The 15401-nt window shown below is 66.8% G+C and carries 14 protein-coding genes; 6 read left to right on the forward strand and 8 right to left on the reverse strand.

Features of this window, described 5'->3' with window-relative positions; translation table 11 throughout:
- Nucleotides 1–66: 66 nt before the first annotated feature.
- Nucleotides 67–978 carry an N-acetyl-1-D-myo-inositol-2-amino-2-deoxy-alpha-D-glucopyranoside deacetylase gene (gene mshB / locus ACIA12_RS32145; RefSeq protein WP_396370962.1) on the reverse strand — a complete coding sequence of 304 codons (912 nt, stop codon included), beginning with the start codon at nt 976–978 and terminating at the stop codon, nt 67–69.
- A 44-nt stretch (nt 979–1022) separates the two neighbouring features.
- The gene (locus tag ACIA12_RS32150) at nt 1023–1319 is read right to left on the reverse strand and encodes a LuxR C-terminal-related transcriptional regulator (protein WP_343982572.1); all 297 of its coding nucleotides are present in this window, start codon (nt 1317–1319) and stop codon (nt 1023–1025) included.
- Nucleotides 1320–1449: 130 nt separating this feature from the next.
- On the opposite strand from ACIA12_RS32150, the gene ACIA12_RS32155 reads away from it, so the two are divergent.
- Complete coding sequence (locus ACIA12_RS32155) at nt 1450–3810, forward strand: ATP-binding protein (protein WP_396370963.1); 2361 nt, start codon at nt 1450–1452, stop codon at nt 3808–3810.
- 79 nt (nt 3811–3889) lie between these two features.
- On the opposite strand, the gene ACIA12_RS32160 is transcribed toward ACIA12_RS32155, so the two are convergent.
- From ACIA12_RS32160 to ACIA12_RS32185, 6 genes are all read right to left on the reverse strand, one after another.
- Nucleotides 3890–5602, reverse strand: coding sequence for an ABC transporter substrate-binding protein (locus ACIA12_RS32160; RefSeq protein ID WP_396370964.1), 1713 nt, complete (start codon nt 5600–5602; stop codon nt 3890–3892).
- Nucleotides 5603–5789: 187 nt separating this feature from the next.
- Complete coding sequence (locus ACIA12_RS32165) at nt 5790–6827, reverse strand: ABC transporter ATP-binding protein (protein ID WP_396370965.1); 1038 nt, start codon at nt 6825–6827, stop codon at nt 5790–5792.
- Nucleotides 6828–6855: 28 nt separating this feature from the next.
- Nucleotides 6856–7923: an ABC transporter ATP-binding protein gene (locus ACIA12_RS32170; protein ID WP_396370966.1), complete on the reverse strand. Its 1068-nt coding sequence runs from the start codon at nt 7921–7923 to the stop codon at nt 6856–6858.
- A gap of 19 nt (nt 7924–7942) precedes the next feature.
- On the reverse strand, nt 7943–8947 hold the full coding sequence (locus tag ACIA12_RS32175) for an ABC transporter permease (protein ID WP_363828020.1): 1005 nt from the start codon (nt 8945–8947) through the stop codon (nt 7943–7945).
- 3 nt (nt 8948–8950) lie between these two features.
- Nucleotides 8951–9997 (reverse strand): ABC transporter permease, encoded by a 1047-nt coding sequence (locus ACIA12_RS32180; protein WP_396370967.1) that lies wholly within the window; start codon nt 9995–9997, stop codon nt 8951–8953.
- Between the two features lie 167 nt (nt 9998–10164).
- Nucleotides 10165–10554, reverse strand: a complete 390-nt coding sequence (locus ACIA12_RS32185) for a (deoxy)nucleoside triphosphate pyrophosphohydrolase (protein ID WP_396370968.1) — start codon at nt 10552–10554, stop codon at nt 10165–10167.
- Nucleotides 10555–10594: 40 nt separating this feature from the next.
- Here ACIA12_RS32185 and ACIA12_RS32190 point away from each other — a divergent pair, with 40 nt between their 5' ends.
- The 5 genes from ACIA12_RS32190 to ACIA12_RS32210 all read left to right on the forward strand — a co-directional run bounded on the left by ACIA12_RS32190 (nt 10595) and on the right by ACIA12_RS32210 (nt 15086).
- A complete protein-coding gene (locus ACIA12_RS32190; RefSeq protein WP_396370969.1) occupies nt 10595–11221 on the forward strand; it encodes a hypothetical protein in 627 nt (208 codons plus the stop codon).
- Nucleotides 11222–11328: 107 nt separating this feature from the next.
- Nucleotides 11329–11622, forward strand: a complete 294-nt coding sequence (locus ACIA12_RS32195; protein ID WP_396370970.1) for a hypothetical protein — start codon at nt 11329–11331, stop codon at nt 11620–11622.
- Between the two features lie 11 nt (nt 11623–11633).
- Nucleotides 11634–12422, forward strand: coding sequence for a hypothetical protein (locus ACIA12_RS32200; RefSeq protein WP_396370971.1), 789 nt, complete (start codon nt 11634–11636; stop codon nt 12420–12422).
- A 19-nt stretch (nt 12423–12441) separates the two neighbouring features.
- Entirely contained in the window at nt 12442–14337 is a 1896-nt protein-coding gene (locus ACIA12_RS32205) for a fumarate reductase/succinate dehydrogenase flavoprotein subunit (protein ID WP_396370972.1), read from the forward strand.
- Nucleotides 14334–15086: a succinate dehydrogenase/fumarate reductase iron-sulfur subunit gene (locus tag ACIA12_RS32210; RefSeq protein ID WP_396370973.1), complete on the forward strand. Its 753-nt coding sequence runs from the start codon at nt 14334–14336 to the stop codon at nt 15084–15086. Before ACIA12_RS32205 ends, ACIA12_RS32210 begins: the two co-directional genes overlap by 4 nt.
- The last annotated feature ends 315 nt before the right edge of the window (nt 15087–15401 follow it).

The following is a 15401-nucleotide window of genomic DNA, read 5'->3' on the forward strand; positions in this document are numbered from 1 at the left end:
TAACCGCGCCCACCGACAGACCGATTGCCAGTGCGGATCGTGCGGCGCAGCAGCCTGGCCCCCGCCTCAGAGGCCGGCGAAGAGGTCTGTCTCCACACCGGCGGGGCCGGGGGCCGCGGTGCCCTTGACCAGGCGGTAGGCCTCGTCACCGAAGATCTCGTTGCCTGTGTTGTTCGACAGGGCGAAGAACGGGCCGTCGACGGTGATCTGGGTGGCGTGCGCCTTCATCGCGTTCATCTTGCGATCGAGGTACTCGCCGGCGGAGATGACGCAGTCGACCAGCCGGTCCGGGGTGATCATCGGCGGCATGGGGCCGTCCGGGTCCATCCCCTCGAAGGTGGTGGTGTCGCCGGCCTCGCGGAGCCTGCGCAGGCTCTCCCGCATGCTCGACTCGGGGATGGTCGGCCAGTAGATCTTCGCGATCTCCCAGGCCTCACCCAGATCCTCCCGGTACGACGGTGCCGCGGCCAGGGCGGCCGCGTAGGTGGCGACCCGGTGCGCCTGGATGTGATCGGGGTGGCCGTAGTTGCCCCACTGGTCGTAGGTGACCAGGACCTGCGGGCGGATCTCCCGGATGACCGGGACGAGGTCGTTCGCCGCGGCCAGCAGGTCGGCCTTCCAGAAGCTGTCCGGCCGGGGTTCCGGCGGGACGTCCGCGTTGCCCTCGGCGTTGTAGATCATCCCGGTGTCGCGGTACTTGCCCGGTCCGCCGAGGAACCGGTGGTCGGTGACGCCCAGCTCGGCCATCGCCGCGGCGAGCTCGCCGATCCGGTGCTTGCCGAGCTCGTCGGTCTGGTCGGCGGCCAGATGGGCCAGCTCGGGGACGAGCACCTCGCCCTCCTCACCGAGGGTGCAGGTCACCAGGGTGACCTGCGCGCCCTCGGCGACATATCGCGCCATCGTCGCGCCGTTGTTGATCGTCTCGTCGTCAGGATGGGCGTGGACCAGCAGCAGGCGGCGGTCGGGAAGCTCACTCATGTCGCCAGACTACGTTGGCCGGCGGACAGTCCCCGGGTACTGGTTCAGCCGAACCGGCGGACCAGCAGACAGCCTGCCTGGAAGCGGGACCTGGCGCCGAGTCCGGCGATCAGCGCGCTGATCTCGGCCCGGACGGTCCGCAGCGAGAGCCCGAGCTGGCGGGCGATCGCGGCGTCCTTGGCGCCCGTGGCCATCAGCCGGCCGATGGTGACCTGGCGGCTGGTGAGCTCGTTGGCCGCGGCCTGCGTCTTGCGATGCGTGCCCAGCTCGTAGACCTCACAGACGACCTCCGGTGCGAAGTCCTCGCGTCGCACCGCAGGAACGGCCTGGTAAACCGACATGCACATCTCCTCCCCAGTCGTCGTGCGAGTTCAATTCTCGACTGCTGTAAACCGGCTCACCAGGTACAACCCATACAGTTCACCCATACAAATAGGGCGTGACCGAAAGTGGCGATCGGGAGGTAGTGGAGTGGACTCGCAGTTCGCGGCGCTGCTCCGGCGGCACCGGGCGGCCGCCGGGCTGACCCAGGAGGAGCTGTCGGAGGGCTCCGGCGTGAGCGTCCAGGCGATCAGCACCCTCGAGCGCGGGACCCGGCGCTACCCGCAGCTGAGCACTGTCGACGCGCTGGCCGAGGCGCTGCACCTGGACGCCGACCAGGCGGCCGCGCTGGCCGCTGCCGCCTCCCGCCGCGGTAAGTCCGACAAGCCGACGTCGAAACCGTCCCTGGCGGCCTCCCCCAGACAGCTGCCGTTCGCCAGCGGGGACTTCACCGGCCGGGTCCGGGAGATGGAGCTGCTGACCAAGTACCTGACCACCTCCAAGGGCGTCAGTGTGACCGCCATCACCGGGATGGGCGGCATCGGCAAGACCACACTCGCCATCCACACCGCTCACCAGGTCGCAGACCACTTCCCGGACGGCCAGCTGTACCTGGACCTGCGCGGCTTCGGCATCGGCCCACCACTGGAGCCGCTGGACGCCCTGACCTACCTGTTGGAAGACCTGGGCGAGACACCTCCCGTGGACCTCGCCACCGCCACAGCCCGCTTCCGTACTGCGCTCGCCGGGCGCCGCCTGGCGCTAGTACTGGACAACGCCTCCGACCAGGACCAGGTGCGGCCGCTCCTCCCTGGGTCGGGCGGCTGCGCGGTCATCGTGACGAGCAGGCGCAGCATGGCCGGGCTCGGCGGCCGTCAGTTCCAGCTGGGCGAGCCGCCGCTGGAGGAGTCCATCGAGATGCTCCGGCGGATCTCAGAACGCCCGGACGCGCCAGAGGACGAGTGCGCCGAGGTCGTACGGCAGTGCGGCGGCCTCCCCCTGGCCATCCGGATGGCCGGCGCCAGGCTGGCGTCTCGCCCGACGTGGCCGGTGGCTCACCTCGCCGAGCGGCTGGCCGACGGCCGACGCCGGCTCGACGAGCTGCAACTGGACGATTCCGGCGTACGGGCGACGCTGGTGCTGTCGATCGAGCAGCTGGCCGGCAGTGACGACCCGATCGACGTACAGGCCGTCACGATGTTCGCGCTGCTCGGGTTGTCGGACTCTGTGGATCTCACGTCGGCGCTGGCGGCCGCGCTGTCGGACAGCCCGGAGCCGGAGGCTGTAGTAGTACTGGAGCGGCTGGTAGACGTGCACCTGCTCGCCACGCCCGGGCCAGGGCGGTACAGACTGCACGACCTGGTGCGGGTCGCGGCGCGCGAGCTCGCGGACCAGATGCTGACCGAGCAGGACAAGGCAGCGGCGACCACCAGGTGGATCAGGCGAGTCTCCGCCGTCGTCTGGAAGGCCAGCGAGTACGCCGGACACGGCGTGACCCGCGAAGGCTGGCTCGACAAGGAGTGGCTGACCGGCGCCCAGGACCTCGACTGCCAGGAGGACGTGCTCACCTGGCTGGACAGTGAGCGGGCCAACCTGGTCGGCATCGTGCAGCAGGCGGCAGTGGACCAGCCCAGCCTCGCAGTACAGCTAGCGGTCGGGCTCAACGTCTACTACGCCGTCCGGCGGGCCTGGCTCGAGTGGCTGCAGGTCAACGAGGCGGTACTACGCCTGGTCAGCGGCGGCCCCGACCGGATCGCCGAAGGTCTCGTCCTCCACGACCTCGGCGCAGCCCACGCCGAGCTGGGACAGTACGAGCAGGCCGTCGCTCCGCTGCGCCGAGCAGTGGACACTGCTGACGCCTCCGGCGACGGCAACCTCCAGGCACTCTGCTTGAGCAGCCTCAGCCACGTACTGGAGCGCACCGGCCGCACCACCGACGGCATCCCGTACGCCGAGCGAGCCCGTGAGATCGGTCTGCGCCTGGGGATCCCGCCACGAGCCGCCTGGGCCTGCCTGGCGCTCGGCATGCTGTACCTGAAGACAGGGATGCCGAAGTCCGCCCGACGGCACTTCGACGAGGCGATGGAGCTCCTGATCGAGCCCGGCCTGGAGAAGTACCGCGGCATGATCGCCCAGAACGTCGGTGTCGCCTACCGCGAGGCCGGTCAGTACGAGGTGGCCGGCGAGTCCCTGCGCGAGAGCCTGAAGCTCTACCGGATGGCAGGTGCCGCGATCCCGGAGGCCGAGGTGCTGAACGAGCTCGGCCGTCTGCGCCTGGCCGAGGGCCGCTACGAAGAAGCCCTCGCCGCCCAGAGCGAGGGCCTGGCCATCGCCGGCCAGTACGGCGACTGGCTGGTCGAGGCCGACATCCGCAAGAGCCTCGGCGAGGTCCACCACGCCCAGGGCCACCTCCCGGAAGCCCGCCGCGAGTGGCGCATCGCCCTGTCCATCCACGAACAACACGACGCCCACGGCGCCACCGCCCTGCAGCAACTCCTCCGCGGCACCTGAGCAACAACAGCGAAGGAGGCGGCTCCCCTGCGGGAACCGCCTCCTCCTCACCAGTCAGGTAATGGTGCTACCTGCTCGATCAGCTGGTCGGCTTCTTCAGGCCGATCTGCGTCAGGTCCAGGATTCCACCGGTGTTCGGGTCCGCCACCGCGTCGGTGATGTTCGAACCGGTCACGTACACGTTGAGGTCCTGAACGGTCGGCACCAGCGGCGCCGTCTTCATGATCTCGGTGTACAGGTCCGAGTAGCCCTGCTCCATCTTGGGCTTGTCGGTCTCCTTGGACAGCTCGGCCATCTTGTCCCAGCCCGCGTTGCTGCGAGCGTAGTTGTTCTGCGCGGCCTTGTTCGGGGCCGTCAGGTCCGGTCCGAAGACCGGCGGGACGATGGTGGCCAGGGTCGCCCAGTCGTAGCACCAGCCGGCGGTGATCAGATCGGTCGCCGACGCGTCCTGCTGCTGGGTCGAGTAGTAGTTGTCGCCCGGGATCTTGCGGATGTCGATGTTGATGCCGACAGCCTTCCAGGACGCCTGCGCGGCCTCGGCCGCCTTCGTGGCCAGACCCGAGTCGGCGGTGCCGAGAGTCAGCTTCTCACCCTTGTAGCCGGACTCGGCCAGCGCGGCCTTCGCCTTGGCCTGGTCGCCCTCGGGCGGGGAGTTGAAGAAGCTTTCCTTGGTGTAGCCGTTCAGGTCCTGCGGGATGATCGAGTCGACCACCGCGGCCAGCCGCTCGCCACCACGGGCGTCGCGGTAGCTGGTGCGGTCCAGACCGTAGTACAGCGCCTCGCGCAGCTTCTGGTTCTTCAGCAGCGGCTTCTGCTGGTTGAAGGCGATGTAGCGACGGCAGACGTCGGTACCGGTGACGACCCGGTCCTTGACGTTCGGCTGGTTGGTCTTGGCGATGTTCTCCGGCTGGACACCGGCGAAGCTGACCGAGTTCTTGTCCGCCGCACCGTCGGCGAACAGCCGCTGGTCGACGGTCGCCTCAGCGTCACCGAACTTGAAGACGAACTTGTCCGGCAGCGCGTTGCGCAGCGGGTCGGTCTTCGCGTCCCAGTTGGTGTTGCGGACCAGCGTCAGCGACTTCTTGCGGACGTAGGACTCGATCTTGTACGGACCGGTCGCGACCGGGTGGTTGTCGTACGCCGTGTGGGTGTCCTTGGCTTTCGGGACCGGCGACCAGATCTTCATGCTCGCGGCGCCCTCGAAGGTGGCGACCGGCTCCTTCAGCTTGAAGACGACGGTCTTCTCGTCCGGCACCTCGATTGCGGTGCAGCCCTTGCCGCCGTTGTTGTTGTTCACGTACGGGCCCTTGTAGCCCGGGCAGTCCAGGTACTGGTGCGCGTACGGCGCACCCTCTGCCATGTCGGCGGCGAACGATCGCTCCGCGCCGTACTTGATGTCGGCGGCAACAATCGGCGAACCGTCTTCGTACTTCAGCCCGTCCTTCAGCTTGAAGGTCCAGGTCTTGAAGTCGGGCGACGCCTCGTAGCTGGCCGCGAGGTCGTTCTCCAGAACGATCTTCTTGGCCTTGGCGTCGTAGCGGTAGTCGACCAGCGTCCGGGTGATCAGCTTGCCGATCATGCCGGAGTCGGTGACGAAGTTACGTGCCGGGTCGAGGTGCTCGACATCGTTGACGTGGTAAACCGTGACGGTGCCCCCCTTGGCCCCGGTGGTGCCGCTGTCTGCAGTGGACTTGCTGCCGGCGTCATCGTTCCCGCCGCCGCAAGCAGTCGCCAGCAGGGCCACGGAGGCCCCAGCTGCAACTACCTGTCCTACTCGTTTGGCGTACTTCATAGCCAGTAATTCCTTCCTTGTCATGACGTTCCACGCCGGGTCGCGGCGGCCGGATAGGTCATCTGGCGTCACAATTCGCGGTTATCAACTCACGGATTCACAGGTGGTGCAACGAGCTTGCGGCTCGGTGACCAGATCGTGATTGGTTCATTGCCATCGATTGACCTAAGGTGACTCTGCGCAATGTTCAGATCACATCGCGCTCCTCGGGGAAGTGGCAGGCCGCCTGGTGACCCGGTGCGCCGATCTGCATCAGCGGCGGCTCCTGCTCGGCGCAGATGTCCTGCGCTTTCCAGCAACGGGTCCGGAATCGGCAACCGGACGGGGGGTTCAGTGGGCTCGGGACGTCACCGGTGAGCCGGATCCGCTCCCGGTGGGCGACCGCGTCGGGGTCCGCTTCCGGTACCGCCGACAGCAGCGCGTGGGTGTACGGGTGCCGGGCGTGGTTGTACAGCTCGTCACGCTCAGCGATCTCGACGATCTTGCCCAGGTACATCACCGCGACCCGGTCCGAGATGTGCCGGATCACCGACAGGTCGTGCGCGATGAACATGTAGGCGAGCTCGAACTCGTCCTGCAGGTCCTCCAGCAGGTTCACGATCTGCGCCTGGATCGAGACGTCGAGCGCGGAGACCGGCTCGTCGCAGACGATCAGCTTGGGCCGCAGCGCGAGCGCCCGGGCCACCCCGATCCGCTGCCGCTGGCCACCGGAGAACTCGTGCGGATACCGGTTGTAGTGCTCCGGGTTGAGCCCGACCCGCTCCATCAGCGCCTGGACGGCCTTCTTCGTGCCGCCCTCGCTCTTCACGCCCTGGATCTCGAACGGCGCCGCGATGATGGTGCCGATCGTCTGCCGCGGGTTCAGCGACGAGAACGGGTCCTGGAAGATCATCTGGACCTGGCGCCGGAACGGCCGCATCTTCTGCCGGTTCAGGTGGGTGATGTCCGAGCCCTCGAACCGGATCGAGCCGCCGGTCGGCTCGTCCAGCCTGGTGACGAGCCGGCCGGTGGTCGTCTTGCCACAGCCCGACTCGCCGACCACCCCGAGCGTCTCGCCGGAGCGGATCGTGAAGTCCACTCCGTCGACCGCCTTGACCGCGCCGGTCTGGCGCTGGAAGACGATGCCCCGGGTGACCGGGAAGTACCGCTGCAGACCCTTGACCTCGAGCAGTGCCTCGCCCTGCTCCGGCCGGACGACCTCTTCGGCCGACGTCGACGTACTCACGATCGCTCCTCAAACTTGACGGCCGGCATCACAGGTTCGGCTTGATCTGCTCGGTGAACAGGGCCATGCGCTTCTCGTGCTCGATGTGGCAGCGGACCCGGTGCTCCTCGACGCCGACCTGCAGCAGCTCCGGCACCTCGTCGGTGCAGGAATGCCCCTCGACGTACTGCTGGAAGTCGCAGCGCGGCTGGAACGGGCAGCCCTTGGGCAGGTTGATCAGCGACGGAGGAGTGCCCCGGATGGCCTTGAGCCGGTGATCGCCACCGCGGTTGACCCGCGGGATCGAGCCGAGCAGGCCCCAGGTGTAGGGCATCTCGGGCCGGTAGAAGATGTCCCGGACCGGGCCGGACTCGACCACCCGGCCGCCGTACATCACCACCACGTCCTGGGCCATCTGGGCGACGACGCCGAGGTCGTGGGTGATGATCACGATCGCGGAGTTGAACTCCTTCTGCAGATCCTGCATCAGGTCCAGGATCTGGGCCTGGACGGTGACGTCCAGGGCGGTGGTCGGCTCGTCCGCGATCAGCAGCTGCGGGTCGCACATCAGCGCCATCGCGATCATCGCGCGCTGCCGCATACCGCCGGAGAACTGGTGCGGGTAGTCGTAGAACCGCTTGTCCGGCGACGGGATGCCGACCCGGTCGAGCAGGTCGACCGCGCGCTTCTTGGCGACCGCCTTGGTCACGTCGTTGTGCACCCGGTAGGCCTCGACCAGCTGGTCGCCGACCCGGTAGAAGGGATGCATCGCCGACAGCGGGTCCTGGAAGATCATCGCCACCTGCTGACCGCGCAGCCGGCGGATCTCCGGGATGGACATGTCCACCAGCTCGGCGCCGTCCAGCCAGATCTCACCGGTCACCTTGGCTCGGCTGCCCTTGTGCAGGCCCATGATCGCCAGGCTCGACACGCTCTTGCCGGAGCCGGACTCGCCCACGATGCCCAGCGTCTTGCCGCGCTCGAGGCTGAAGCTCAGCCCGTTCACGGCCTTGACCAGGCCGTCGTCGGTGGGGAAGTGCACCTGCAGGTCCTTGAGCTCAAGGAACGGCTTGCCGGTGCGGTCCGTGGATGCTGTGGTCGTCACAGTCTCGGTCACTTGTCGTCTCCTCGACGGGTCAGGACAACCGCACGCGCGGGTCGATGAAGGCGTACAGGACGTCGACGATCACGTTCGCGAGGACGACGAAGATGGCGGCGAACAAGACCACGCCCATGATCGAGGGCAGGTCGTTGCCGAGCACCGAGTCGATCGAGAACTTGCCCAGCCCGGTGATGCTGAAGACCTGTTCGGTGATCACCGCGCCGCCGAGCAGACCACCGAGGTCCAGGCCGAAGATCGTCACGATCGGGGTCAGCGCGGACCGCAGGCCGTGCTTGAAGATCACCGTCCCCTCGCCCAGCCCCTTGGCCCGGGCGGTGCGGATGTAGTCCTCGTTCATCGTGTCGATCATGTTGGCCCGGGTGATCCGGGTGTACAGCGCCGCGTAGACCAGCGCCAGTGTCAGCCACGGCAGGATGTAGAACTGCAGCCACTTGAACGGCCCGACGGTGAACAACTCCGAATTGGCGGTGTCCGGGAACGGCAGCCATTTGAGCTTGACGATGAACAGGAACAACAGCAGGTAGCCGAACACGATGGTCGGGAACGAGACCCCGAACAACGCCAGCCCGACGCTCAGCTTGTCCAGCCATTTGCCCTTGCGCAGGGCGGCCAGCAGGCCGAGCATCACGCCGCCGATCAGCCAGATGATCGCGGCGCCCACGGCCAGCCACAGGGTGGGCGGGAAGGCGTCGGAGATCGAGGTCCAGACCGGAATGCCGTTCTGGTACGACTCACCGAAGCACGGCCACGCGCAGTTGTGCTCGCTGCCGGCGGTGCCGATGTCGCGGCCGCCCGGGTTGACCAGGCCCTTCATGTACGTGCCGTACTGGACGATCAGCGGGTCGTCGAACCCGTAGGTCTCGTTGACGGTCTGGATCGTCGCGGTGTCGCAGTTCTTGCCGCAGATCAGCAGGGCGGGGTTCGCCGGCGTGATCCAGAACAGGAAGAACGTGATGGCAGAGATCACCCAGAGGATGAGGACGGTCTGCAGCAGCCGGCGGATCAGATAGCGGCCCATGGGTCAGCTCCTCCCGGCACGCGGGTCGAGGGCGTCACGCACGGAGTCGCCGAGCAGGTTGAACGCCAGAACGGTGATGAAGAGCGCCATACCCGGGAAGAACAGGTACAGCGGGTTGCTCTCGATCCATTGCGAGGCATCGCTGATCATCCGGCCCCACGAGCTGGTGGGCTCCTTGATACCGACACCGAGGAAGGACAGCGCGGCCTCCGCGGTGATGTTGCTCGGGATCAGCAGCGTCGTGTAGACGAGCAGGGTCGGCAGCATGTTCGGCAGGATCTGCTTGAAGATCACGTACATCGGGCCGGCGCCGAGCGACCGGGCCGCCTCGACGAACTCACGTTCGCGCAGCGAGAGCGTCTGCCCGCGGACGATCCGGGCCAGATAGGCCCAGCCGAAGAACCCGAGGACGAACATCAGCACGCCTAATCGGAGCCGGTTGTCGTCGGGTATCCCGAACAGGGCCTGGCCGCGGTCGGCGACCACCGGCGTCAGCGCCATGATGAACAGCAGCGACGGGAAGCTCAGCATGATGTCCATCAGCCGGCTCAGCACGGTGTCGATCCAGCCGCCGAAGTAGCCGGAGACCATGCCGATCACGGTGCCGAGCACGATCGCGATGATCGTGCCACCGAGCGCGACCAGCAGTGAGACCCGGGTGCCGTAGACCAGCCGGGAGAACACGTCGCGGCCGTTCTGCGGCTCGACGCCGAGCCAGTGCTCGCTGCTCGAACCACTGCCGAACAGACCGCCGATCGGAATGCTGCCGTCGCGCGTGTTCAGCAGCGGCGTGCCGTCCTTGTTCAGCTTGTTGAACTGGTCCGGCGGAAAGCCGTTGATCTTCACGATCAGCGGGGCGAAGATCGCCACCGCGATGATCAGCAGGATGATGACCGCGCTGATCACGGCGATCTTGTCCTTCTTCAACCGGGCCCAGGCGATCTGCCCTAGGGACCGGCCTTCGATCTGCTTGGCCTCAGCTGTCTCGGCCAAGCCGTCTGCCGGAAGACCGCCTTCTGGAGACAGCTCTTCGGAAACCCCCAGCGTCATCGCTGTTGCCTACCCTTCCCACTTGAATCGCACGTCGTCACCCCGACGGTCGAGTTGCCGGGAACCCTACGGATCTCGCAGTGTGGACGCCACCGGGCACTCACCGATGTCACGGAATCGTGACGGATTAGTGCCACCATTACCCGGGCATTCAGTGCCACCCGCACTTATGTGCCGTTTTCGACTACTTGGCGTAGAGCGGTGAGGAACGGACGGTCAGTCGGCAGCCATTCCAGCTGCGCCAACTCGGCCACGCCGACCCAGCGGATCGCGCTGTGTTCGGACAAAACCGGTTCACCACTCAACAGCGCCGCAGCGTACACGCGGAGCTGGTATCGATCTCCGATGGGCTGGGCAGGCCCCAGTGACACCCCGGGCTCGATCTCCACGGACAGCTCTTCGCGCAGTTCCCTGATCGCGGCCTGCGCATCGGTCTCGCCCTGCTCGACCTTGCCGCCCGGGAACTCCCAGCCACCGTCCGGTCCGGGACGCAGCGCGGCCAGTACGAGACCGTCGCGGATCACGGCCACCCCGACGACCACCTGCGGCTCACTCATGGGGCTGCACTCTTCCAGAGCTTGCCTGGATGATGGCCGGGTGCCACTACAGAACAGAGTGCTGCCGACCCAGGAGATCGTGGCCGACGCCGGTCGCGGCCTGCTGATGGGCAACCGCGGCACCATCCACCATCCCGGCCGCACCCTCGGCACCACCCGGTGGCGGTCGAAGGCCTGGATCTGCTGCGTGCTGGACTTCAACGGTGTGCAGCGCGACCCGATGCCACCCGGACGCTGGACCGCACTGTTCTTCTTCGACGAAGCGGTCGCCCTGGCCGCCGGCCACCGCCCATGCGCCTACTGCCGCCGCCGCGACTACCTCCTGTACGCCGGTGCGTGGGCCGCCGCCCGTGGCCTGCCCGAGCGGCCCCGGGCCACCGCGATGGACGCCCAGCTCCATCTCGAACGGGTCGACCCGCGAACCCGGCAGCAGCGCACGACGATCGCCGACCTCGACGAGCTGCCCGACGGCGCGATGATCCGCTTCGACGGCCGGCCTGCCCTGGTACTGGGCTCGCAGGTGCTCGGCTGGTCGTGGGAGGGATACAACACACCGGCCCGGCCGGCCGGGTTGCGCGAGGTCGAAGTACTGACGCCGCCCGCGAATCTCCTTGTACTCAAGGCTGGATTCGCCCCTTTACTCCACCCGACGGCCATCGGCAACTGAGGCGAACCTAACTAGGAACACGCCGTACCGAGGGGTCTTCCGTTGTGCGCCGCGCGAGGGCAAAGTGTGCCCATACTTACAGCGACAAAACCATCACTGGAGTCGGTATGGGTGACGGCAACAGCACCGTGGCAGCGGTGCAGCGCGCGCTCGAAGCGCTACATGCCTGCGTCGGCAAACTCAGCCAGGAGTACGGTGACACCCTCGGCGTTCGCCGATTGGTGTCGGACGTGGCCAGGCTGAGCGACGACCTGGCCGAGCTCGGCCCTCCCGACCCTCATCACAGACCCGGACCCGTTCCGGAGGAACTCGAGGAGATCCCCGACGTGGAATACGACGCGTCCATGTGGACCGACGCGGAGCACGAAGGCTTCGGCGCCCCTGACCGGCGCGCACCCTGATGGCGACGGGTGTGAGTGCTCCCGGTAGAGCACAGATCAAGCAGAAGACTCTTCGTACCGATCGCTGGTGGCTGGCGCCGCTGCGGATCGGCGTGATCCTGGGCTTCTTCATCGTCTACGCGACGGTCCGGATCTTCATGAACAAGTACTACTGGGTCGACGCGTACCACTACCTCACCCCGTTGTACTCCCCGTGCGTGACCTCGTCCTGTGTCGAGGGCTCGAGCCACCTGGGCACCTGGTTCGGGGACTTCCCCCGGGTGCTCCCGTTCAGCATCATCACGTTCGCCGTGCTGGCCGGCTTCCGCGGTACCTGCTACTACTACCGCAAGGCGGGCTGGCGTTCGCTGCTGCTGGCACCGGGCGCCTGCGCGGTTCCGGAGCCGCACAAGAAGTACAACGGCGAGCGCAAGTTCCCCATCGCCGCGGTGAACCTGCACCGGTACTTCTTCTACGGCGCGCTGGTCTTCGGCCTGCTCAACGTCTACGACGGTCTCCAGGCCTTCCACGGCAAGGACGGCGGCTTCGGCATCGGCCTGGGCACGCTGATCATCTGGATCAACCTGGTGATGCTGTGGATGTACACGCTGTCGTGCCACGCCTGCCGGCACATCGTCGGCGGCCGGCTGAAGAACTTCTCCAAGCACCCGTTGCGCTACCGGTACTGGACCTTCGTGTCGAAGCTGAACCCCAAGCACGGCACGTACGCGATGATCTCGCTCTTCACCGTGATCATCACCGACGCGTACATCATGTCGGTCTCGGCCGGCTGGTTCTCCGACTTGCGCTTCTTCAACTGATACGGACGTCTGAACACTTATGACTGAACTGGAACGACACCAGTACGACGTGATCGTGATCGGCGCCGGCGGCGCCGGCCTGCGGGCCGCGATCGAGGCCCGTGAGCAGGGCAAGCGCACCGCGATCATCTGCAAGTCGCTGTTCGGCAAGGCGCACACCGTGATGGCCGAGGGTGGCTGTGCCGCGGCGATGGGCAACGCGAACTCCAACGACAACTGGAAGACCCACTACGTCGACACGATGCGTGGCGGCAAGTTCCTGAACAACTGGCGGATGGCCGAACTGCACGCGCAGGAAGCCCCCGACCGGGTCTGGGAGCTGGAGACGTACGGCGCGCTGTTCGACCGGACGCCGGACGGCAAGATCAGCCAGCGCAACTTCGGCGGTCACACCTACCCCCGGCTCGCGCACGTCGGCGACCGGACCGGGCTGGAGCTGATCCGCACCTTGCAGCAGAAGATCGTCTCGCTGCAGCAGGAGGACTTCAAGGCCACCGGCGACTACGAGGCCAACCTCAAGGTCTACGCCGAGTGCACGATCACCGAGCTGCTTCTTGATGACACAGCCGGCGACTCCCCAGCTATCTCCGGCGCCTTCGGTTACTGGCGTGAGTCGGGCCGGTTCGTACTGTTCGACGCGCCGGCCGTGATCCTGGCCACCGGCGGCGTCGGCAAGTCGTTCAAGGTCACCTCGAACTCGTGGGAGTACACCGGTGACGGTCACGCCCTCGCGATGCGGGCCGGCGCGACGCTGATCAACATGGAGTTCATCCAGTTCCACCCGACCGGCATGGTCTGGCCGCCGTCGGTGAAGGGCATCCTGGTCACCGAGTCGGTCCGTGGTGACGGCGGCGTGCTGAAGAACTCCGAGGGCAAGCGGTTCATGTTCGACTACGTACCGGACGTGTTCCGGGCGCAGTACGCGGAGACCGAGGAAGAGGCCGACCGCTGGTACAAGGACGCCGACAACAACCGGCGCCCACCGGAGCTCCTGCCGCGCGACGAGGTCGCCCGGGCGATCAACTCCGAGGTCAAGGCCGGCCGCGGAACGCCGCACGGCGGTGTCTTCCTGGACGTCTCCTCGCGGCTGCCCGCCGAGGAGATCCAGCGCCGGCTGCCGTCGATGTACCACCAGTTCAAGGAGCTGGCGGACGTCGACATCACGGCCGAGCCGATGGAGGTCGGCCCGACCTGTCACTACGTGATGGGTGGCGTCGAGGTCGAGCCGGACACCGCGCAGTCGTCGGTCAAGGGCCTGTACGCCGCCGGTGAGGTTGCCGGTGGCATGCATGGCTCCAACCGGCTCGGCGGCAACTCGCTGTCCGACCTGCTCGTCTTCGGCCGTCGCGCCGGAGCCGGCGCGGCGATGTACGTCGAGTCGCTGGGCGAGAACCGGCCTCAAATTTCCGAGGCTGATGTCGACGCTGCCGCTGCCGAGGCGCTGGCACCGTTCGAGCTCGAGGGTGGCGAGAACCCGTACACGATCCACCAGGAACTGCAGCAGTCGATGAACGACCTGGTCGGCATCATCCGCAAGGCCGACGAGATCGAGCAGGCGCTGGCGCGGCTGGCCGAGTTCCGCGGCCGGATCGCGAAGATGACGGTCGAGGGGCACCGGCAGTTCAACCCCGGCTGGCACCTCGCGCTGGACCTGCGCAACATGCTGACCGTGTCGGAGTGCGTCGCCAAGGCCGCGCTGCTGCGCGAGGAGTCCCGTGGCGGTCACACCCGCGACGACTTCCCGGGCATGAACGCTGAGTGGCGCAAGGTCCTGCTGGTCTGCTCGCTGGAGAGCAGCGACGACGGCGTGACGGTGGTCAAGAAGGACCAGATCCCGATGCGCGAGGACCTGCTGGAACTGTTCGAGGTCAGCGAGTTGAAGAAGTACCTGACGGAAGAGGAGCTGCCGGCATGAGTTACCTGGCGAAGTTCCGGGTCTGGCGTGGGGATGCCGAGGGCGGCGATCTCGAGGACTTCGAGGTCGAGGTGAACGAGGGCGAGGTCGTCCTCGACGTCATCCACCGGCTGCAGGCGACCCAGACCCCGGATCTGGCGGTCCGCTGGAACTGCAAGGCCGGCAAGTGCGGCTCCTGCAGCGCCGAGATCAACGGCATGCCGAAGCTGATGTGCATGTGCCGGATGAACACGTTCGAGGAGGGCGAGACCGTCACGGTCACCCCGATGCGGACGTTCCCGGTGATCAAGGACCTGGTGACGGACGTCTCGTTCAACTACCAGAAGGCGCGCGAGGTACCGGCGTTCTCTCCCCCGGCCGACCTGAAGCCGGGCGAGTACCGGATGCAGCAGGTCGACGTGGAGCGCTCGCAGGAGTTCCGCAAGTGCATCGAGTGCTTCCTGTGCCAGGACACCTGCCACGTGATCCGCGACCACGAGGAGAACAAGGAGTCCTTCTCCGGTCCGCGCTTCCTGATGCGGATCGCCGAGCTGGACATGCACCCGCTCGACTCGGCCGACCGGCAGAAGGCGGCCCAGGAGCAGCACGGTCTCGGCTTCTGCAACATCACCAAGTGCTGCACCGAGGTGTGCCCCGAGCACATCAAGATCACCGACAACGCCCTCATCCCGATGAAGGAACGCGTCGCCGATCGCAAGTACGACCCGCTCGTCTGGCTCGGCAACAAGATCCGCCGCCGCGAAGGCTGAGCACGTAGTACAGGCAAAGGCCGCCCGCAGCTGAGAACGCCGCGGGCGGCCTTCCGCGTTCCAGAACAAACATCGCCGGTCGCGGGCATAGCCCAGGTGACAGTTCCCGTTCCATGCCAGCCCCCAGCGATGGCGACAGTACAGAGGGCGGGGCAACGGGCGTGACATAGCCGCCAAGTTGCCGAAACGCGTTGTTGCGCAAGGGCCGTGAGTTAAGACCTGAACAACCGCCCCTGCTTGAAAGACAAGAGCTGCACGACGCTCCTTCCGGAGTTCCTACCTACAGGAACCGAGCAGACGATATTTGCACCGGAA

The sequence above is a fragment of the Kribbella sp. NPDC051620 genome (assembly GCF_044453825.1).
In the GTDB taxonomy this organism is placed as follows: Bacteria; Actinomycetota; Actinomycetes; order Propionibacteriales; family Kribbellaceae; genus Kribbella.

Coding starts and splice junctions, on each gene's coding strand:
- mshB (WP_396370962.1), bottom strand. CDS start 978: ATGAGTGAGCTTCCCGACCGCCGCCTGCTGCTGGTCCACGCCCATCCT.
- ACIA12_RS32150 (WP_343982572.1), bottom strand. CDS start 1,319: ATGTCGGTTTACCAGGCCGTTCCTGCGGTGCGACGCGAGGACTTCGCA.
- ACIA12_RS32160 (WP_396370964.1), bottom strand. CDS start 5,602: ATGAAGTACGCCAAACGAGTAGGACAGGTAGTTGCAGCTGGGGCCTCC.
- ACIA12_RS32175 (WP_363828020.1), bottom strand. CDS start 8,947: ATGGGCCGCTATCTGATCCGCCGGCTGCTGCAGACCGTCCTCATCCTC.
- ACIA12_RS32180 (WP_396370967.1), bottom strand. CDS start 9,997: ATGACGCTGGGGGTTTCCGAAGAGCTGTCTCCAGAAGGCGGTCTTCCG.
- ACIA12_RS32185 (WP_396370968.1), bottom strand. CDS start 10,554: ATGAGTGAGCCGCAGGTGGTCGTCGGGGTGGCCGTGATCCGCGACGGT.
- ACIA12_RS32195 (WP_396370970.1), top strand. CDS start 11,329: ATGGGTGACGGCAACAGCACCGTGGCAGCGGTGCAGCGCGCGCTCGAA.
- ACIA12_RS32205 (WP_396370972.1), top strand. CDS start 12,442: ATGACTGAACTGGAACGACACCAGTACGACGTGATCGTGATCGGCGCC.
- ACIA12_RS32210 (WP_396370973.1), top strand. CDS start 14,334: ATGAGTTACCTGGCGAAGTTCCGGGTCTGGCGTGGGGATGCCGAGGGC.